We start from the raw sequence: 15,013 nt of genomic DNA on the forward strand, positions 1-15,013 counted from the left end.
AACAAAGAGGCGTCCGGCACCCATCGTGCCTGCGATGCACTGCAGCCGCCGCCTCAGGGAGATGAGCCGATGAAAGTCCAGCCTGCCGCCTTCCTGCGCACCACGCTTCCGCTGGGCATCGACATGGTGGGGGAGTACGATTCGGGCCGCTACCATTCGATCTGGCTGCCCGACCACATGGTCAGCTTCTGGCCGGACTCGATCTGGACGCCGGAGTTCACCGACCTCGCCCTCTCCTCCCCCAGCCCGCACCGGCATCTGGACGGCATGGCGGTCAGCGCGGCGGCGGCGGTGCTTACGAAGAACACCCCGCTCGCGACCACCGTGGTCGATACCGTGCGGCGGCATCCCTCGCTGCTGGCGCAGTCGGCGCTGACGATCAGCCACTTGTCGAAGGGGCGCTTCATCCTCGGTCTCGGCTCGGGCGAACTGGAGAACACGGTGCCTTACGGCTTCGACTTCGCCAAGCCGGTGGGACGGCTGGAAGAAGCGATCAAGGTCATCAAGCTGCTGTGGCATGCCGATGGCCCGGTCGATTTCGAAGGGGAGTTCTTTCACCTCCACCACGCCCGCATGGACACCGAGCTTTACGACGGCAAGGCCCCGCCGATCTGGCTGGGCTCGGCAGGACCAAGGATGCTGGGCATCACCGGACGCGAGGCGGACGGCTGGTGGCCGGCGGGTGCGTGGACGCCCGAGGATTACGCGGCCAAGCTCAAGGTCATCCTCGATGCGGGTGACGCGGCCGGGCGGGACATGAGCCATTTCACGCCCGCGATCACCCAGATGGCGCTGATCGGCGAGCCGGACGAGATCGACGAAATGCTGCGCGCGCCGATGGTGAAGTCGATCGTGCTCATGATCACCGCGAAGGACCTTGCCCAGTTCGGGCATGACCACCCGATGGGTCCGGACTGGCGCGGGATCATGGACTTCGATCCGGTAAAGCTCAGCCGCGAGGCGATGCTGAAATTCTGCGAGGCCATGAACCCGCAGGCCATCCGCGACATACTCCCTGTGGGCACACCGAAGGAAGTGGCGCTGAAGATCAAGGCCTTCGTCGATGCCGGAATGCGCGTCTACAAGCTGATGGAATACGGCGCGATGGGCGGCATGAAGTTCGCTGCCACTTCCGCCGCCAAGGTACGGGAGACCGAGGACGAGATCGCCCGGCTGGTGGAGGGCTGATCCGATGGCTGCGCTCGAACCGCAGCAATTGCTGCAGCATGCGATCGACGAAACCGGTCTGACAGACTGGGCGGACGAAGGCTTTCCCGAACGCTTCGCCCTTGCCGTGGCGCATATCGACACCATCCCCATGGACGAGGCGGGCCGGCAGTCGGCAGCGCGCAACATCCACTGGCTGCTCACCGACCGCCTGCGCTTCTTCCACGATCGCAGCGCGTTTCCTTTGGCGGACGAAGTGATCGAACGGCCGATGTTCGCCAGCGGCGAGCCTCGATCTGGCACCACGCTGATGCATGCGCTGATGTCGGTGGACCCGGACGCGCGGGCGCTGCGCTTCGCCGAGGTCATGCATCCATCGCCGCCGCCCGGGACCGTTACGGGCGATGACCCTCGCTACCGTCTCGCCGACGAGGAATGGCGGGAAATCAACGCGAAGATGGCCAAGTGGCTGCACTGCCACCCCTACAATGACATGCTCGGCCACGGCCTGCCCGAAGACGAGCGGACCTGGGCTTTCGACTTTCGCGTGATGACGCCCACCGCCTGGTGGCGGGTGCCGATGCAGAACCTGTCGATGGGCCTGCCTACCGATCCAGTCGCACAGTACCGCATCCACAAGGCCATGCTGCAGGCCTTCCAGTTCCGTCGCCCGCGCAAATACTGGGTGCTCAAGGGCTTTCACACCACGCGCCTTGCGGCGTTCTTCGACGCCTATCCCGACGCCACGCTGGTCTGGCTGCACCGCGACCCGGTGATGGTCGCGGCCAGTTCGACGATGATGATGGCCGACATCATGGAAGGCATCGTCGGTCCGATCGACCTCGTGAAAGAGGCGCGCGCGCACGTCGAACGCGTGCGCTGGTCGATCGGCCATACCATGACCGACCCACTGGTTGATGACCCGCGCATTCATCACGTGCGCTATGCCGATTTCGTCGCCGATCCCATCGGCACCGTGCGCGGCTACTACCGATTCGCCGACCGCGCATTCGGGCCGCGACAGGAGGACGCCATGCGCGCTTACCTCGCCGAGAATCGCGGCGATCGCCACGGCAAGTTCCATTACTCGACGCGGGTGCTCATCGACGCCGGCTACTGCATCGACGATCTCAACGCCGAGTTCGCGCCTTTCCGCGAGCGCTTCGGCGTGCCGATCGAAGTGCGCAGGTAACCGCCGATGCACCCGCGCGTCAGCCTGCATCAGGTGGCCCTGATCACCGAGCCAACCGCAGATTTCCTGGACTTCTGCCGCAGCATCGGCGTGCAGCACTGCACACTCGCCGCGCCGTGCCTGCAAACGAAGGAAGCCCGCTCGGCGGCACGCGAAAGCCCGGTGCAGATCGGGTGCATCAACCACCTCTTCGCCCTCCATCCCGACCTTGAACGCGACACCGGGAAGGCGGCGGCGAACCTGCTCGGTGTTATCGAGGTCGCGGCTGAAGTGGGCGCGCCCGCAATCTATCTCCTCACCGGAGGACGCGGTGCACTGTCCTGGGAGGCCGCAGCACAGCGCTTCGCCGACCTGCTCGCCCCCTGCCGCGATGCGGCGCAGCGGGCGGGGATTCGCCTGCTGGTGGAAAACGCCTCTCCGCTCAACGCCGACATCCACATGGCCCACACCCTGCCCGATGCCGTCCGCCTCGCCCGGATGGCCGCGATCGATGTCTGCGTCGAACTGCATGCATGCTGGACCGAGGCCGACTTGCGCGGAAAGCTGGCCGACGCGATGCCGCTGGCGGGGCTGGTGCAAGTCAGCGACTATGTTCTCGGCGATCGCAGCACGCCCTGCCGCGCGGTGCCGGGAGATGGCGCGATCCCGCTCGAGGCGATCCTGTGCGATGTGCTCGACCTTGGCTACACCGGGCTGTTCGACCTCGAACTCGTAGGCCCGCGCATCGAGGCGGAAGGCCCGCGCGAAGCCTGCACGCGCGCCGCCCGCGCCCTTTCCGACATGCTCGACCGACTGGGAGCCTGACATGGCCTTTGGCGATGGACCCGACGATGCCCTATTGCGCGTAGCATGGGAGCAATTCTGCGACCGCCTGAAAAGCGCTGGTCACAGCGCCTTCAAGGACGCCAATCCCGCCAATCCACTCCAGCGCGCGGACGCCTTTCGCTTCCTGACGCAGAATCTGGGGCAGGCGTTCGACCTCGCGCTGGAGACGCGCGATACCGCGTTCCCGCAGATACACCCCTTCGTCACGCCGACACGCAAGCTGGGGGGAGACGTCGCCGACTTCACGTATCGGCAGGCCTGGATCGACGGAAACCGCACGTATCGCCTGACCGGCCGCAAGGGCACCGCGCGCTGGCTGAACATCACCGTGCAAGGCCCCCGCCCCGAGACTATCCCCGGCACCGACTGGCCCTCGCTTCACGAGCCCTTCGGCGACATTCCCGAGTGCAACATCCTCGGCGCGCAGATCGAGGCGGACGCGCGAGGCGATTTCGAACTCTTCGTCGGCGGTGAACCCCGGCCGGGCAACTGGCTCCCGACCACGCCGGGCAGCCGCAAGCTGTTCATCCGCGAAGCCTTCGATGGCTGGGACGAAACCCCCACCTCCCTGACCATCGAAGCACTGGACACCGCAGGCGCAAGGCCGCTGCCCACACCTGCGAAAATGATCGAGGCGATGGACTGGGCGGGTGCCTTCGTCACCGGCCTGATGCACGACTGGCCGGAGCATTCGTGGCTGACCTCGCGCGGCGTGTGCGATCCGCATGCGCTGGGCGCCTTCCCTCCCGACCGGACTGCCAACGATGCCTCCGACGCGAAGCGCGGGCGGATGGCGGCGCACATGGTCTGGCGGCTGGAACCGGACGAGGCGCTGATCGTCGAGATGGACGCGCACCCCGGCTTCTGGATCTTCGGCATGGGCGGCGCTTTCATGGGCTCGATGGACTTTCTGCACCGGCCGGTCAGCTACACGCCCGCGCGCACCCGCGTCGATGGCGACGGCGTGGTGCGGCTGGTGCTCGCCCACGACGATCCGGGCGTCCACAACTGGCTCGACACGCAGCGGTTTCGGGAGGGCAACCTGACCTATCGCAACCTGCTGACGCAGGACACCGCAAGGTTCCAGACCCGGCTCGTACCGAGGAACCGGCTGATCGAGCATCTCCCGGCCGACACCGCCCTGGTCGATCCGGCCGAGCGCGAGGTGATGCGCCTTGAACGCTACCGTGCGGTCAAGCGCCGCTATGGCATCTGACGAAGGTACAGCACGGAATCTCCCGAGCGCGCCACCGGCCGCCACCCGGCGAGCGGCAGTTCGGGCACGTGCCAGACCACCCACAACCGGGGAATGCCGTCAGGCACCCGGTCGATCGCCGTGAGCAGCTGGTTGAACCCCTGGCAACTCTCGCCGACCAGCGCCCCGGTCTGCGCGTCGATGAAGGGACCGGCGGCAGGGTTGTCGATGCTCATGAGCTGACCGCCCGGCATCGCCCACTGGTCGTTGGCAAAGGCATGGCGGCGCATCATCGCATAGCTGGCGACGTGAACATCGCGCACCCGCGCCTGCTGCCGGATGAAGTTGACGCAAGGCAGCGCGATGAAGGTCAGCAGCTGCGAGCCGCGCGGGACGTGCTCGACCACGGCCTGCTCCTTGCTGATCTGCTCGTCCCAGGCGGCCATGCTCACCGTGTTGCCGACGAGGCGCAAGGCCACGAAGGCGATCCCGGCGACCACAAGCATCCGCTGCCTGCACGCACCAAGGTCGAGCGGCCGCGCGCAGATCAGCGCCAGCGCATAGATCATGGGCGTCAGGCGCATGTCGGCATAGGCCGACCCGTAGATCGTGCCCGGCATGACCATGAACACCACCAGCAGCACGATCGTGCCCAGCGCCAACCCCTTGTGCAGGGCAAAGCGCGGCGAGCGCCAGACAGCCACGATCAGGGCGAGCAGTCCGGCCGCGCAGAGGTAATCCCAAGCGTCCCATCGATCCGCCAGAACGTTGGCGAAGTGATAGATCTTGAGCCCCAGCCGGAACCAGTTCTCGTTCGGCAGGTGCCCGGCCGGGTTCGGCCACGCCATGCTCGCCAGCTGCGGCACCAACAGGCAGGTGCTGGCAAGGAACCCGCCGCACAGCGCCGGCAGCAGGCGCCCGGATCGCTCGAAACGTCCGGCCAGTTCACAACACCCGACCAGCACGCACAAAGTCGCCCATGCGGCCAGATGGCACACCCAGATGACGCAGGCGACCAGGCAGAACACCAGCCAGCGCCGCCGCGGGTTGTCCGCCATCGACGGACTGATCCACCAGGCCAGTGCGAGCGTGACGAGCGCCATGCCCAGCGTGAAGTTGAGGAACCCGAACTGGAACGGATTGCCCAGCGCCAGCGGCACCGCGAACAGCGCGGTCACCGCCACCCGCCCATGCGCCGCGCGCGACAGCCAGAGGTAACCCGCGACCTGCAGCATCACGATCAGGATCGCAATGGCCTTCACCGCCAGCCTCAGGCCGACGATCGGCTCGAACACCCAGGCGAGCAGATCGGCGCCGAGGTTAGGGAGCAGGCCCCACCGGAAGCTGTACCACTGCGCCAGATCGGCGCTGCGTCCGCCGTCCATCTGCACCATGTAGCGCGACATGTGCCCGGGCAGGTCGGTCAGCGGCGGCACCACCGGCCAGAACAGCGGCACGGCGGCCAGCAGCACCAGCGCCGCGCACCAGCGCAGCGGGATCGTTCCCGACTGCCCCGTCATCGCGCGGCGCGCCCCGGAGCGAAGACGAAATGGCGGGACAGGAGGAAGAAGCAGGCCGAATAAACCGCCATCGCCGCGCCCTGCCCGATCAGGCTCTGCGCGAAGCCGAGCCCGCGCATCAGCGTCAGCATGCCCAGGTTCGCGCCGTAGGACAGCGCGAAGACGGTGAGGAACCGCGCCACTTCCGTGGAAGCGACCGGCCCGCGCACCTCGAATGTCCAGGTCCGGTTGAGCACGAAGGAGCAGCACACACCCACTCCGTAGCTGCAGGCGTTGGCCGGATAGTCGCCCACCCCCAGCCGCAGCAGCGCCCAGATTACGGCCAAGCCGACGATCGTGTTCAGCACACCCACCAGCCCGAAGCGCAACGCGGCCATTGTCAGGGTCATCGGCAGGACGTCAGACCCGCGGATCGAAGGCGCCGACCGTCAGCGGCATCACCACAGGTCCGCGCTCGCTCGCCCGCGACTGGCTGCGCACCTCGCGCACGATGAACAGCGGCCGCCCTTTGCTTTCGATATAGAGCCGCCCGAGGTAGTCGCCGAAAACGCCGAGGATGATCAGCTGGATACTACCCATGATCAGCATGACCGCGATCGTGCTGGTCCAGCCGATGATCACCCCGTTCTCGGACCAGCGCCAGATCGCCCAGAACAGGAGTGCGAACCCCGCAAATCCCGACAGGACGCCGAGATGAGAGGCCAGCCGCAGGGGCACCGTCGAAAAGCTCGTGATGGCGTCGATGGCAAGGCTCATCAGGCGCCGCACGGAATACTTCGTTTCACCCGCCCTGCGCGCATCGCGTTCGTAGGGTACGGCAACCTGCTCGAACCCCAGCCAGCTGACCATGCCGCGCATGAAGCGACAGCGCTCGGGCATGGCGTTGAGTTGATCGACCACGCGCCGGGTCATCAGCCGGAAATCACCGGTATCGACGGGGATGTTCTGCTCCGACAATCGGTTGAGCAATTTGTAGAAAAGCGATGCGGTTCCCCGCTTGAAAGCGCTTTCACCGTGCCGCGCCACGCGCTGGCCATATGCGACGTCCGCGCCCGCCTCGATCCTCTCGATCATTGCGCCAAGAAGTTCCGGAGGGTCCTGCAGGTCCGCGTCGATCATCATGATCAGGTCGCCGCGACATATCTGCAGTCCGGCTGTCACTGCCAGCTGCTGCCCATGGTTGCGCGAGAGGTCGACGCCCAGAACGCGCGGGTTGCGCTCGGCCAGTACGCAGATCAGCGGCCAGGTGCGATCAGTGGAGCCGTCGTTGACGAGGACGATCTCGTAGTCCTCGCCCACTTGTTCCCGGCAGGCGGCCGCGAGCCGTGCTTCCAGCATGAGGAGAACGGCCTCCTCGTTATAGCATGGCACCACCACCGAGAGGCGTGGGCAGGTCCGTTCGGCGAACGGCAGGATAGGTTCCATCTTCATGAATCGGCCCCGCGAAACTCGGCTGTGCTTCGAGAGGCCGTATCGGGCATTTCTGGTTAACCGGCCGTAAAAGACGCCGGGCCTTGCAAAACATATGAAAAGGGCGAGGTCCGCGAACCTCGCCCTTCCACATAGGGCACCGCCTTTGGCGTCGCCCTCCCCGTGTTCAGATGTCAGGCCGCCTTCGCGCGGGCCAGCCGGCGTCGTCCGACGATAGCTGCAGCCGCCGCGCCGAACAGGATCAGCATCGGCGGAGCGGGTACATCGGTGCCGCCCGACGTGCTCGTGGTCGAACCACCCGAGGACGAACTGGACGACGAAGAGGAAGACGAGGAACTGGAGCTGCTCGACGAAGTCGAGCCGGTCGAACCGCCCGAAGTCGAGGAAGACCCCGACGACGAAGACGAGCTGGACGACGAACCGCTGGACGATCCCGTGGAGGTCGCGCCGCCGGAAGAATGATCGTCACCGCCGCTTGAGGAACTGGAGGACGAACTGGAGCTGGAGCTAGAAGACGACGAGGACGAGGACGAGCTGGAACTGCTGGTGCTGGTCACGTTGCCCGAGCTGGTCGACGTGGTCGAGGTGATCCCGCCGGTCGTGGTCGTGGAGGTCAGGCCACCGGTGCTCGAACTGGAGGTCGAGGTGACGCCGCCGCTGGTCGAGGTCACACCGCCCGTGGTGGACGTGACGCCGCCCGAAGTCGAAGTGACACCGCCGGTCGTGGAAGTCACGCCGCCGCTGCTGGTCGAGGTGATCACGACGTTGCCGCCGCCACCGCCGCCGCTGCCTCCGAAGAAGCCGCCGAAGAACCCGCCGCCAAAGCCGCCGAAGCCGCCACCGCCGCCGCCGATCACTACCGGCGCGCCGCCGCTGCCGCCCGAGTAGGACGGACCCGGCGCGGGCGGCATGTACGGCGCGGGCATCGGCACCATCGCCATCTGCGGCTGGTCGCAGCAGGTCCGCTTGATGATCTTGCGCACGCGCTTGGTGGTGCGGGGCTGGTCCTTCCGGACGAGGCGCTGGGCCGGGCGCTTCTTTACCGGGGCGGCCTTGGCCATCTTCACCTTGCGGTACTCGGTCTTCGCCGACTGCGTCTCGGCGACGTGAACGGCGCCGCCGCCGATCACGGCACAGCCCGCCGCACAGGCAGACAGTTTAGCAAGGGCCATCCGAACCGACATAACGCGTTGCTCTCTTTGTTTCGCACCGGAGGCCCGAAGGCCCTCTGGGGCTACCGTGCATCCATCTGCCAGAAACAACGCAGAGACACGTTAATGCGGCAACGTCATTCACCCGCAATTCACCGTCCCGATGCGGGAAACTGGGTTAATTTATCATTCTAACTCAGAGGGTGTACCGAAACGGGACTGTTGGTTCGGCGGGTTGTAAAGCAGACCGACGCTTTTGCGGCGAATGTGCCGCTTGGCGCACTCACCCTTCCGAATCGAACAACCCGCCCTGCGGCCCCGCAGGAGGGGTCATGCCAAGGTGGCTCCAACCCCTATCATTGAGGCAACGTCCCCGTGCCGTGCGGGCGACAAGGCCCAACTGGATGAGGTACGGCTCGATCACTTCCTCGATCGTGTCGCGTGGTTCGGACAGTCCCGCCGCCAGCGTCTCCACGCCCACCGGGCCGCCCTTGTAGATGTCCGCGATCATCCTCAGATACCGGCGATCCTGCGCATCGAGGCCAATGGCGTCCACTTCCAGCCGGGTGAGCGAATCGTCGGCGATCGCACGGGTAATGGTGTCCGATCCCGCCACATGCGCGAAATCGCGCACCCGCCGCATAAGGCGCCCCGCGACACGCGGAGTACCGCGTGCGCGGCGGGCAATCTCGGTCGCTCCGCCCTTGTCGATGCCGATGCCGAGCAGGCCCGCGCCGCGGCTGACGACCTTCTCCAGTTCCTCGACGGTGTAGAACTGCAGGCGCACCGGGATGCCGAAACGGTCCCGTAGAGGCGTCTGCAGCAGGCCCTGCCGGGTCGTCGCGCCGATCAGCGTGAACGGCGGCAGGTCGATCCGCACCGAGCGCGCCGACGGACCTTCGCCGATGATGAGGTCCAGCGCGCGGTCCTCCATCGCCGGATAGAGCACTTCCTCGACCACGGGATTGAGACGGTGGATCTCGTCGATGAACAGGACGTCGCCCTGCTCCAGATTGGTCAGCAGCGCGGCGAGGTCGCCCGCCTTGGCGATGACCGGACCGGAAGTGGCGCGAAAACCCACGCCCAGTTCGCGCGCAACGATCTGCGCCAGCGTCGTCTTGCCAAGGCCCGGAGGCCCGAAGAACAGCACATGGTCCATCGCCTCGCGCCGCGACTTGGCGCTTTCGATGAAGACGTGCAGGTTGTCCTTGGCCGCCGCCTGCCCGACGAACTCGGCGAGCGTCTTGGGCCGAAGCGCGGCATCGGCGTCCTCGACCTGGCGATTGGGGGAAAGGATGGGGTTGTCGGTCATGAATGGCCTGTAGCTGGAAAGCGCAGATCCATCCATCTGATCCACGGGAAAGCTATGCCTCCGCACACAACGCCACCAAAGGTCAGTATGAAGAAAGAGCTGCCAATTTCATAATACGTGTCGCGTATGGCCGCGACGATCATGATCATAAGCGCGGTCAGGAACCCGGACGTGCCGCCCGCCAGTGCGCAATTTGGAAACGTCAGCGTCATTCGCTTTCTGACACCGAGTGCTACGGGAACACCGACCAAAAGGCATAGCGGCAGTGCCAGTCCGATAAATCCAGGCGCAAAGGACCAAGATATAACGCATAGCACAATGGCGATGCTAATCGGGCTTGCTAAGATCCCAAAAATCGTCGGCAGCATCCGCGGCGGCTGTCGATCCTCGTATTGATCCACGAAGCTCATTTGAGCGGATGCCCCGATGCGGTCGCTTCCTGCTCTGTGCGCTCCAAATCACGGCGAACAAGATGCCGGACATATTCAGCAGCATCAAGGAAGCGCCCCTGCGAAACCTTTTTTTCGATCCATTGTAATTGCTCTGCAGGAATGTCGAGTTTGACCTGAGACATGATCTTCACCCCGTCGCCAGCTTCAGCGCCACGCGCATGAGGTCGCCCAGCGCCGCATCCTCACCAAGCTGATCGACCGCCTTGCCAACCGCCGTCGCCGCCACCGCAGGCTTGAAGCCAAGGTTCTGCAAGGCCGAGACCGCATCGGCGCTGGCCGAGCCCGCAGGCGCCACCGCCACGATGCCGGACGCCCCCGGCGCGGTGAGCATGCCGCCGGCTTTGTCCTTGAGTTCGTTGACGATGCGGCTCGCCAGCTTCGGCCCGACGCCGTTCGCGCGCGCCACCATGGCGCTGTCGCCGCCCGCACAGGCTCGCTGGAGTTCCTCGGTCGTCAAAGCGGAGAGGATCGCCAGCGCTACCTTCGAGCCGACACCCTGCACCGCCGTCAGCAGACGGAACCAGTTGCGCTCCGCCCCGGACGTGAAGCCGATCAGGCGCTGGTCGGTTTCCGAAACCTGCATCTCGGTATGGACGACGACGCGATCACCCCGGATACCGAGATGGTCCAGCGTCCGCGCCGAACAATGGACGAGGTAGCCCACTCCGTTGACGTCGATGATGGCCCAGTCGGCGCCGGTGTCGTCGAGCAATCCTGTCAGCTTGGCGATCATGGTTTGTTCCTATGGCAGGAAGGGATTCGGGGCGCCAGAGGAAAAGAGAGGCAAGCAGGGCCTTACCACCCCTGCACCCCGTATAGCGTCGAGGCCACGCGCGCCGCTTCGTCATGTCAGACGGTGAGCCGGGAGACATTGAAAGCCTGCGGCGTAATGTTAGGCCGCCGCTGCTGCGCGCGCGACAACGACAGTTTGGGGTCTGGGGCGATGGCCCCAGGACTTCCCTTTTATCTGTGACTGCCCAGCATATTCGCATGGGTAATCGCCACCGCCAGAGCATCGGCGGCGTCCTCGCCCGCCAGCTTCACGCCCGGCAGCAGCACCATCAGCATCGCCTGGATCTGCGCCTTCGCCGCCCCGCCGGTGCCGACGATCGCCTTCTTCACCAGCTTGGTCGAATATTCCGCCACCGGAATCCCGGCGCGCGCCACGGACAGCATCGCGACACCGCGCGCCTGCCCCAGCTTGAGGGTCGACTGCGGGTTCACATTGACGAAGACTTCCTCCACCGCGCCGGTATCGGGCCGGTGCTGGAGGATCACATCGGTCAGCGCGGCGTCGAGTTCGACCAGCCGCTCGGCCATTCCGGCCTTGGCGTTGGTGCGGATCTGGCCGTTGGCGACATGGCTGAGGCGGCTGCCGCTCTTGGCGACGACGCCCCAGCCCGTGCAGGTCAGGCCGGGGTCGATGCCGAGGATAATCATGATGTCAGACCTTCAGCCCGAGCCGCGGCCCGAAATGCATCATCAGCGAATAGAGCACGATGGTCAGCACGCACCCGGCCAGCAGCGAGGCCCAGAAACCAAGGCCATTGCGCAGCAGGACGGGCATCAGCAGGAACATCGGCAACGAGGGGAGCACGTACCAGAACGTCGCCCCGGCATGGACCGCCATGTTCTCGGCATCCGGGCGGGCCTGCCACAGCAGGATCATGCCCAGTACTGAGACCAGCGGCAGCGAAGCGACAAGCGCACCCAGAGCGGGCAGGCGCTTGCCGATTTCCGCGATCGCCACGATGAGAACGCCCGAAAGCAGGGCGCGGGCGATCAGTGCCAGCATATCAGCCGAGCGTTTCCATGACCTCGTCCGAAATCTCGTAGTTGCCCCAGACGGTCTGGACGTCGTCGTCGTCTTCGAGGGTGTCGACCAGCTTCATCAGCGTGCTGACGGTGTCCGCGTCGACATCGACGGTGAGGTTGGGCTTCCATGCCAGCTTGACGCCTTCGGCTTCGCCCAGGGTCTTTTCCAGCTCGCGCGCGACTTCGTGGAGCGCATCGACCGAAACCCAGATCTGGTGGCTGCCAGGGTTCTCGTCGCCGTCGCCCATGTCGCTCTGCACGTCTTCGGCGCCCGCTTCGATCGCGGCTTCGAGGACCTTGTCCTCGTCACCCACGCTGCCGGGGTACTCGATTAGGCCGAGGCGTTCGAAGCCGTGCGAAACCGCGCCCGAGGCGCCGAGGTTGCCGCCGTTCTTGGCGAAGGCGGTGCGCACGTTGGTAGCAGTGCGGTTGCGGTTGTCGGTCAGCGCCTCGACGATGATGGCGATGCCGCTGGGGCCGTAGCCCTCGTAGCGCACTTCCTCGTAGTTCTCGGCGTCGCCCTTGCTCGCCTTGTCGATCGCGCGCTGGATGTTGTCCTTGGGCATCGACTGCGCCTTGGCCGCGTTGACGGCGGCGCGCAGGCGCGGGTTCATGTCCGGGTCGGGCATGCCCATCTTCGCCGCGACGGTAATTTCGCGGCTGAGCTTGGAGAACTGCGCCGAGCGCTTCTTGTCCTGCGCACCCTTGCGATGCATGATGTTCTTGAATTTGGAATGGCCTGCCATCGGTCCGCTCGTTGCCTGCCCATGAGTCCACGGGTCTTTGCGATGAATGAAGTGGCGCGGGCCTTACAACAGGGGCACCCCAAAGGGCAACCGGAGTCGGTCTGCTACAGGACGACGGCAGTTCCGGAACAGCTTACCATCAGCATCGAACCGTGCGATCCGATCACCTCGTAGTCTATGTCCACGCCGACCACGGCGTTGCCGCCCAGCTTCTCCGCCTCCGCTTCCATTTCCTTCAACGCCTCGCGGCGGGCGCGCTGGAGGACTTCCTCGTACTTGCCGGAGCGACCTCCGACGATGTCGGTGACGGCGGCGAAGAGATCGCGCACGAGGTTGGCGCCGACGATGACTTCGCCAGTGACGATACCCAGATAGTCACGGACTGGCTGGCCTTCGACGGTGGGAGTGGTGGTGACGATCATCGGCGCGCTCTCCTTCGCTGGACCGCCAAGGTTGCACCGTCTCACGGTGCTGGCAAGACAACGAATTGGCAAGGAAATCGGGGATAGAACGAAGCATGGCGACCCGGATCGAAACAAGCTCCTCAGTACCCTCTGCCCTGCTGCGCGAACTGGCGAGCTTCGTCGCCCGGCCGCGCATACTTGCGCCCATCGGCCTGCGGTCGCGTGAGGCATGGCCCCGGCTGGCGCTGCTGACGGTGCTGCACATCGGCGGGCTTCTGCTGGTGATCCTGCCGCTGCTCGGGCTCTACCAGAAGACGATGGGCCAGCCGCTGCCCGACGCCTTCGACAAGCTGCCGGCAGGCTGGCTGCTGCCGATCACCATCGTGATCGCACCGGTGCTGGAGGAGATGATCTTCCGTGGCTGGCAGACCGGACGCCCCCGCGCGCTATGGCTGCTGCCGTGCTTCGGCCTGTTCGCGGGGCTGGCCGTCATGGCGAAATCACTGCAGCCGCTGGTGTTGGCAGGATCGCTGCTGGCGCTCGTGGTCGCCGCTGTCGGAGGGTGGCTGTGGCTGCGCAAGCGTCCGACGTCTTCCACTTATGCGGCGGCTTATCCGGCGGTGTTCTGGCTGGCGGCGCTACTGTTCGCAGGCGTCCATCTGATGAACTACCCGACCATATCCGCGCTCGCGCTGCCGATGGTGTTGCCGCAATTGTGGGCAGGCGTGCTGCTGGGCTTCACGCGCCAGCGCATCGGCCTTCCGGCCTCGATGCTCCAGCACGGCTGCGCCAATGCGGCGGCCATGGTGCTGGTGCAACTGGGGAGCTGACGCCCCCTCCACCACCCGCTGCGCGGGCGGTCCCCCTCCCCGAGCAGGCTCGGGGAGGAATGAGGATCAGTCGATGCCAAGGGCCGACTTGTAGGTGTCGAGCAGCATGTCCATTTCGCGGCGGTCGTCGGGCTTCATCTTGCGCAGGCGCACGATGGCACGCATGATTTTGACGTCGTAGCCGACGGCCTTGGCTTCGTTGTAGACGTCGCGGATGTCGTCCGAGATGCCCTTCTTTTCCTCTTCCAGGCGCTCGACGCGCTCGATCAGCAGGCGCAGGCGATCGTCGGTGGTTTCGGCCATGGGGGTACGTGCTCCGGTAAATGCTGGTGAATCGGTTGGCGGCGCTGATAGCGAGACAACAGGATTCGGGCAAAGCGCCCCCCTGTGGAAATCATGTGGAGGACGCGCAAAGGGTTGCCCCCAAAGCCGCACTTTCCTATCTGGCCAGTGCGCCGACCACGTTCGTGCGTCTCCTTCGACGGAGCTTCAAGTCCGGGACGGCCCGGGAATCGCCTCATAAGGAGATTGCCGAATGCCCTGGGTTCTTCTCGCCATCGCCGGCCTGCTCGAAGTGGTCTGGGCGTTTTCCATGAAACAGTCGGAGGGCTTCACGCGCCTGTGGCCCAGCGTCGTGACTTTGGCCGCGATGCTGGCGAGCTTCGGCCTGCTCGCCGCCGCGATGCGGTCCCTGCCACTGGGCACGGCTTATGCCGTGTGGACCGGCATCGGCGCGGTGGGCGCTTTCGCGGCGGGGATCGTGTTCATGGGCGAATCGGCAAGCGCCATGCGCCTGCTCGCCGCCGGACTGATCCTCAGCGGGATCGTGCTGATGAAGGTGGCGACGCCCTGACAGGCAGGCTCGTCGTCCCGGACCTGATCCGGGACCGGTGGCTGTCTTTCGGTGAGAGATCGCAGCGCGCGCAGCCAAGTAGGCCGTTCACGGCCAGCGGTCCCGGATCAGGTCCGGGAC

General features: G+C 65.7%; 19 protein-coding genes. 6 read left to right on the top strand and 13 right to left on the bottom strand.

From position 1 onward, the window contains the following. The first annotated feature begins 69 nt into the window (after window positions 1–69). From HWN72_RS13715 to HWN72_RS13730, 4 genes are read left to right on the top strand one after another with little or no spacing between them, the layout of a single operon-like run. Complete coding sequence (locus HWN72_RS13715; protein WP_036526409.1) at window positions 70–1,188, top strand: LLM class flavin-dependent oxidoreductase; 1,119 nt, start codon at window positions 70–72, stop codon at window positions 1,186–1,188. Window positions 1,189–1,192: 4 nt separating this feature from the next. After that, window positions 1,193–2,359, top strand: coding sequence for a sulfotransferase (locus tag HWN72_RS13720; protein WP_036526411.1), 1,167 nt, complete (start codon window positions 1,193–1,195; stop codon window positions 2,357–2,359). Window positions 2,360–2,365: 6 nt separating this feature from the next. Then, complete coding sequence (locus HWN72_RS13725; protein WP_036526413.1) at window positions 2,366–3,163, top strand: sugar phosphate isomerase/epimerase; 798 nt, start codon at window positions 2,366–2,368, stop codon at window positions 3,161–3,163. 1 nt (window position 3,164) lies between these two features. Beyond that, window positions 3,165–4,400 carry a DUF1214 domain-containing protein gene (locus HWN72_RS13730; RefSeq protein ID WP_036526415.1) on the top strand — a complete coding sequence of 412 codons (1,236 nt, stop codon included), beginning with the start codon at window positions 3,165–3,167 and terminating at the stop codon, window positions 4,398–4,400. Here the strand turns inward: HWN72_RS13730 and HWN72_RS13735 are convergent. From HWN72_RS13735 to HWN72_RS13790, 12 genes are all read right to left on the bottom strand, one after another. Further along, complete coding sequence (locus tag HWN72_RS13735; protein WP_051586875.1) at window positions 4,388–5,899, bottom strand: hypothetical protein; 1,512 nt, start codon at window positions 5,897–5,899, stop codon at window positions 4,388–4,390. The two genes, HWN72_RS13730 and HWN72_RS13735, sit on opposite strands and share 13 nt — an antisense overlap. After that, window positions 5,896–6,288, bottom strand: coding sequence for a GtrA family protein (locus HWN72_RS13740; protein WP_036526416.1), 393 nt, complete (start codon window positions 6,286–6,288; stop codon window positions 5,896–5,898). The genes HWN72_RS13735 and HWN72_RS13740 overlap by 4 nt, the downstream gene beginning before the upstream one ends. A gap of 10 nt (window positions 6,289–6,298) precedes the next feature. Beyond that, window positions 6,299–7,330: a glycosyltransferase family 2 protein gene (locus HWN72_RS13745; protein WP_008827986.1), complete on the bottom strand. Its 1,032-nt coding sequence runs from the start codon at window positions 7,328–7,330 to the stop codon at window positions 6,299–6,301. A gap of 173 nt (window positions 7,331–7,503) precedes the next feature. After that, window positions 7,504–8,460: a PEP-CTERM sorting domain-containing protein gene (locus HWN72_RS13750; RefSeq protein ID WP_309141571.1), complete on the bottom strand. Its 957-nt coding sequence runs from the start codon at window positions 8,458–8,460 to the stop codon at window positions 7,504–7,506. Window positions 8,461–8,764: 304 nt separating this feature from the next. Beyond that, window positions 8,765–9,793: a Holliday junction branch migration DNA helicase RuvB gene (gene ruvB, locus HWN72_RS13755; protein ID WP_008827990.1), complete on the bottom strand. Its 1,029-nt coding sequence runs from the start codon at window positions 9,791–9,793 to the stop codon at window positions 8,765–8,767. Then, entirely contained in the window at window positions 9,790–10,203 is a 414-nt protein-coding gene (locus tag HWN72_RS13760; RefSeq protein ID WP_008827991.1) for a hypothetical protein, read from the bottom strand. The genes ruvB and HWN72_RS13760 overlap by 4 nt, the downstream gene beginning before the upstream one ends. After that, window positions 10,200–10,376, bottom strand: a complete 177-nt coding sequence (locus HWN72_RS13765) for a hypothetical protein (RefSeq protein WP_211150473.1) — start codon at window positions 10,374–10,376, stop codon at window positions 10,200–10,202. Before HWN72_RS13765 ends, HWN72_RS13760 begins: the two co-directional genes overlap by 4 nt. Next, on the bottom strand, window positions 10,373–10,978 hold the full coding sequence (ruvA, locus tag HWN72_RS13770; protein ID WP_008827992.1) for a Holliday junction branch migration protein RuvA: 606 nt from the start codon (window positions 10,976–10,978) through the stop codon (window positions 10,373–10,375). The genes HWN72_RS13765 and ruvA overlap by 4 nt, the downstream gene beginning before the upstream one ends. A 230-nt stretch (window positions 10,979–11,208) precedes the next feature. After that, window positions 11,209–11,685 carry a crossover junction endodeoxyribonuclease RuvC gene (gene ruvC, locus HWN72_RS13775; protein WP_008827993.1) on the bottom strand — a complete coding sequence of 159 codons (477 nt, stop codon included), beginning with the start codon at window positions 11,683–11,685 and terminating at the stop codon, window positions 11,209–11,211. Between the two features lie 4 nt (window positions 11,686–11,689). Then, window positions 11,690–12,040 (bottom strand): DUF3147 family protein, encoded by a 351-nt coding sequence (locus HWN72_RS13780; RefSeq protein WP_008827994.1) that lies wholly within the window; start codon window positions 12,038–12,040, stop codon window positions 11,690–11,692. Window position 12,041: 1 nt separating this feature from the next. Then, entirely contained in the window at window positions 12,042–12,806 is a 765-nt protein-coding gene (locus HWN72_RS13785) for a YebC/PmpR family DNA-binding transcriptional regulator (protein WP_008827995.1), read from the bottom strand. A gap of 104 nt (window positions 12,807–12,910) precedes the next feature. Further along, on the bottom strand, window positions 12,911–13,228 hold the full coding sequence (locus HWN72_RS13790) for a heavy metal-binding domain-containing protein (RefSeq protein ID WP_008827996.1): 318 nt from the start codon (window positions 13,226–13,228) through the stop codon (window positions 12,911–12,913). Between the two features lie 95 nt (window positions 13,229–13,323). Between HWN72_RS13790 and HWN72_RS13795 the strand changes: the two genes are divergently transcribed. Beyond that, on the top strand, window positions 13,324–14,040 hold the full coding sequence (locus HWN72_RS13795) for a type II CAAX prenyl endopeptidase Rce1 family protein (RefSeq protein WP_008827997.1): 717 nt from the start codon (window positions 13,324–13,326) through the stop codon (window positions 14,038–14,040). A gap of 66 nt (window positions 14,041–14,106) precedes the next feature. Here HWN72_RS13795 and HWN72_RS13800 read toward each other — a convergent pair whose 3' ends face one another. Next, window positions 14,107–14,343: a DUF2312 domain-containing protein gene (locus tag HWN72_RS13800; RefSeq protein ID WP_008827998.1), complete on the bottom strand. Its 237-nt coding sequence runs from the start codon at window positions 14,341–14,343 to the stop codon at window positions 14,107–14,109. A 232-nt stretch (window positions 14,344–14,575) separates the two neighbouring features. On the opposite strand from HWN72_RS13800, the gene sugE reads away from it, so the two are divergent. Further along, complete coding sequence (gene sugE, locus HWN72_RS13805; protein ID WP_008827999.1) at window positions 14,576–14,893, top strand: quaternary ammonium compound efflux SMR transporter SugE; 318 nt, start codon at window positions 14,576–14,578, stop codon at window positions 14,891–14,893. Window positions 14,894–15,013: the final 120 nt, after the last annotated feature.

Origin of the sequence: Novosphingobium sp. HR1a (genome assembly GCF_015594425.1) — a bacterium.
Lineage (GTDB): Bacteria > Pseudomonadota > Alphaproteobacteria > Sphingomonadales > Sphingomonadaceae > Novosphingobium > Novosphingobium resinovorum_A.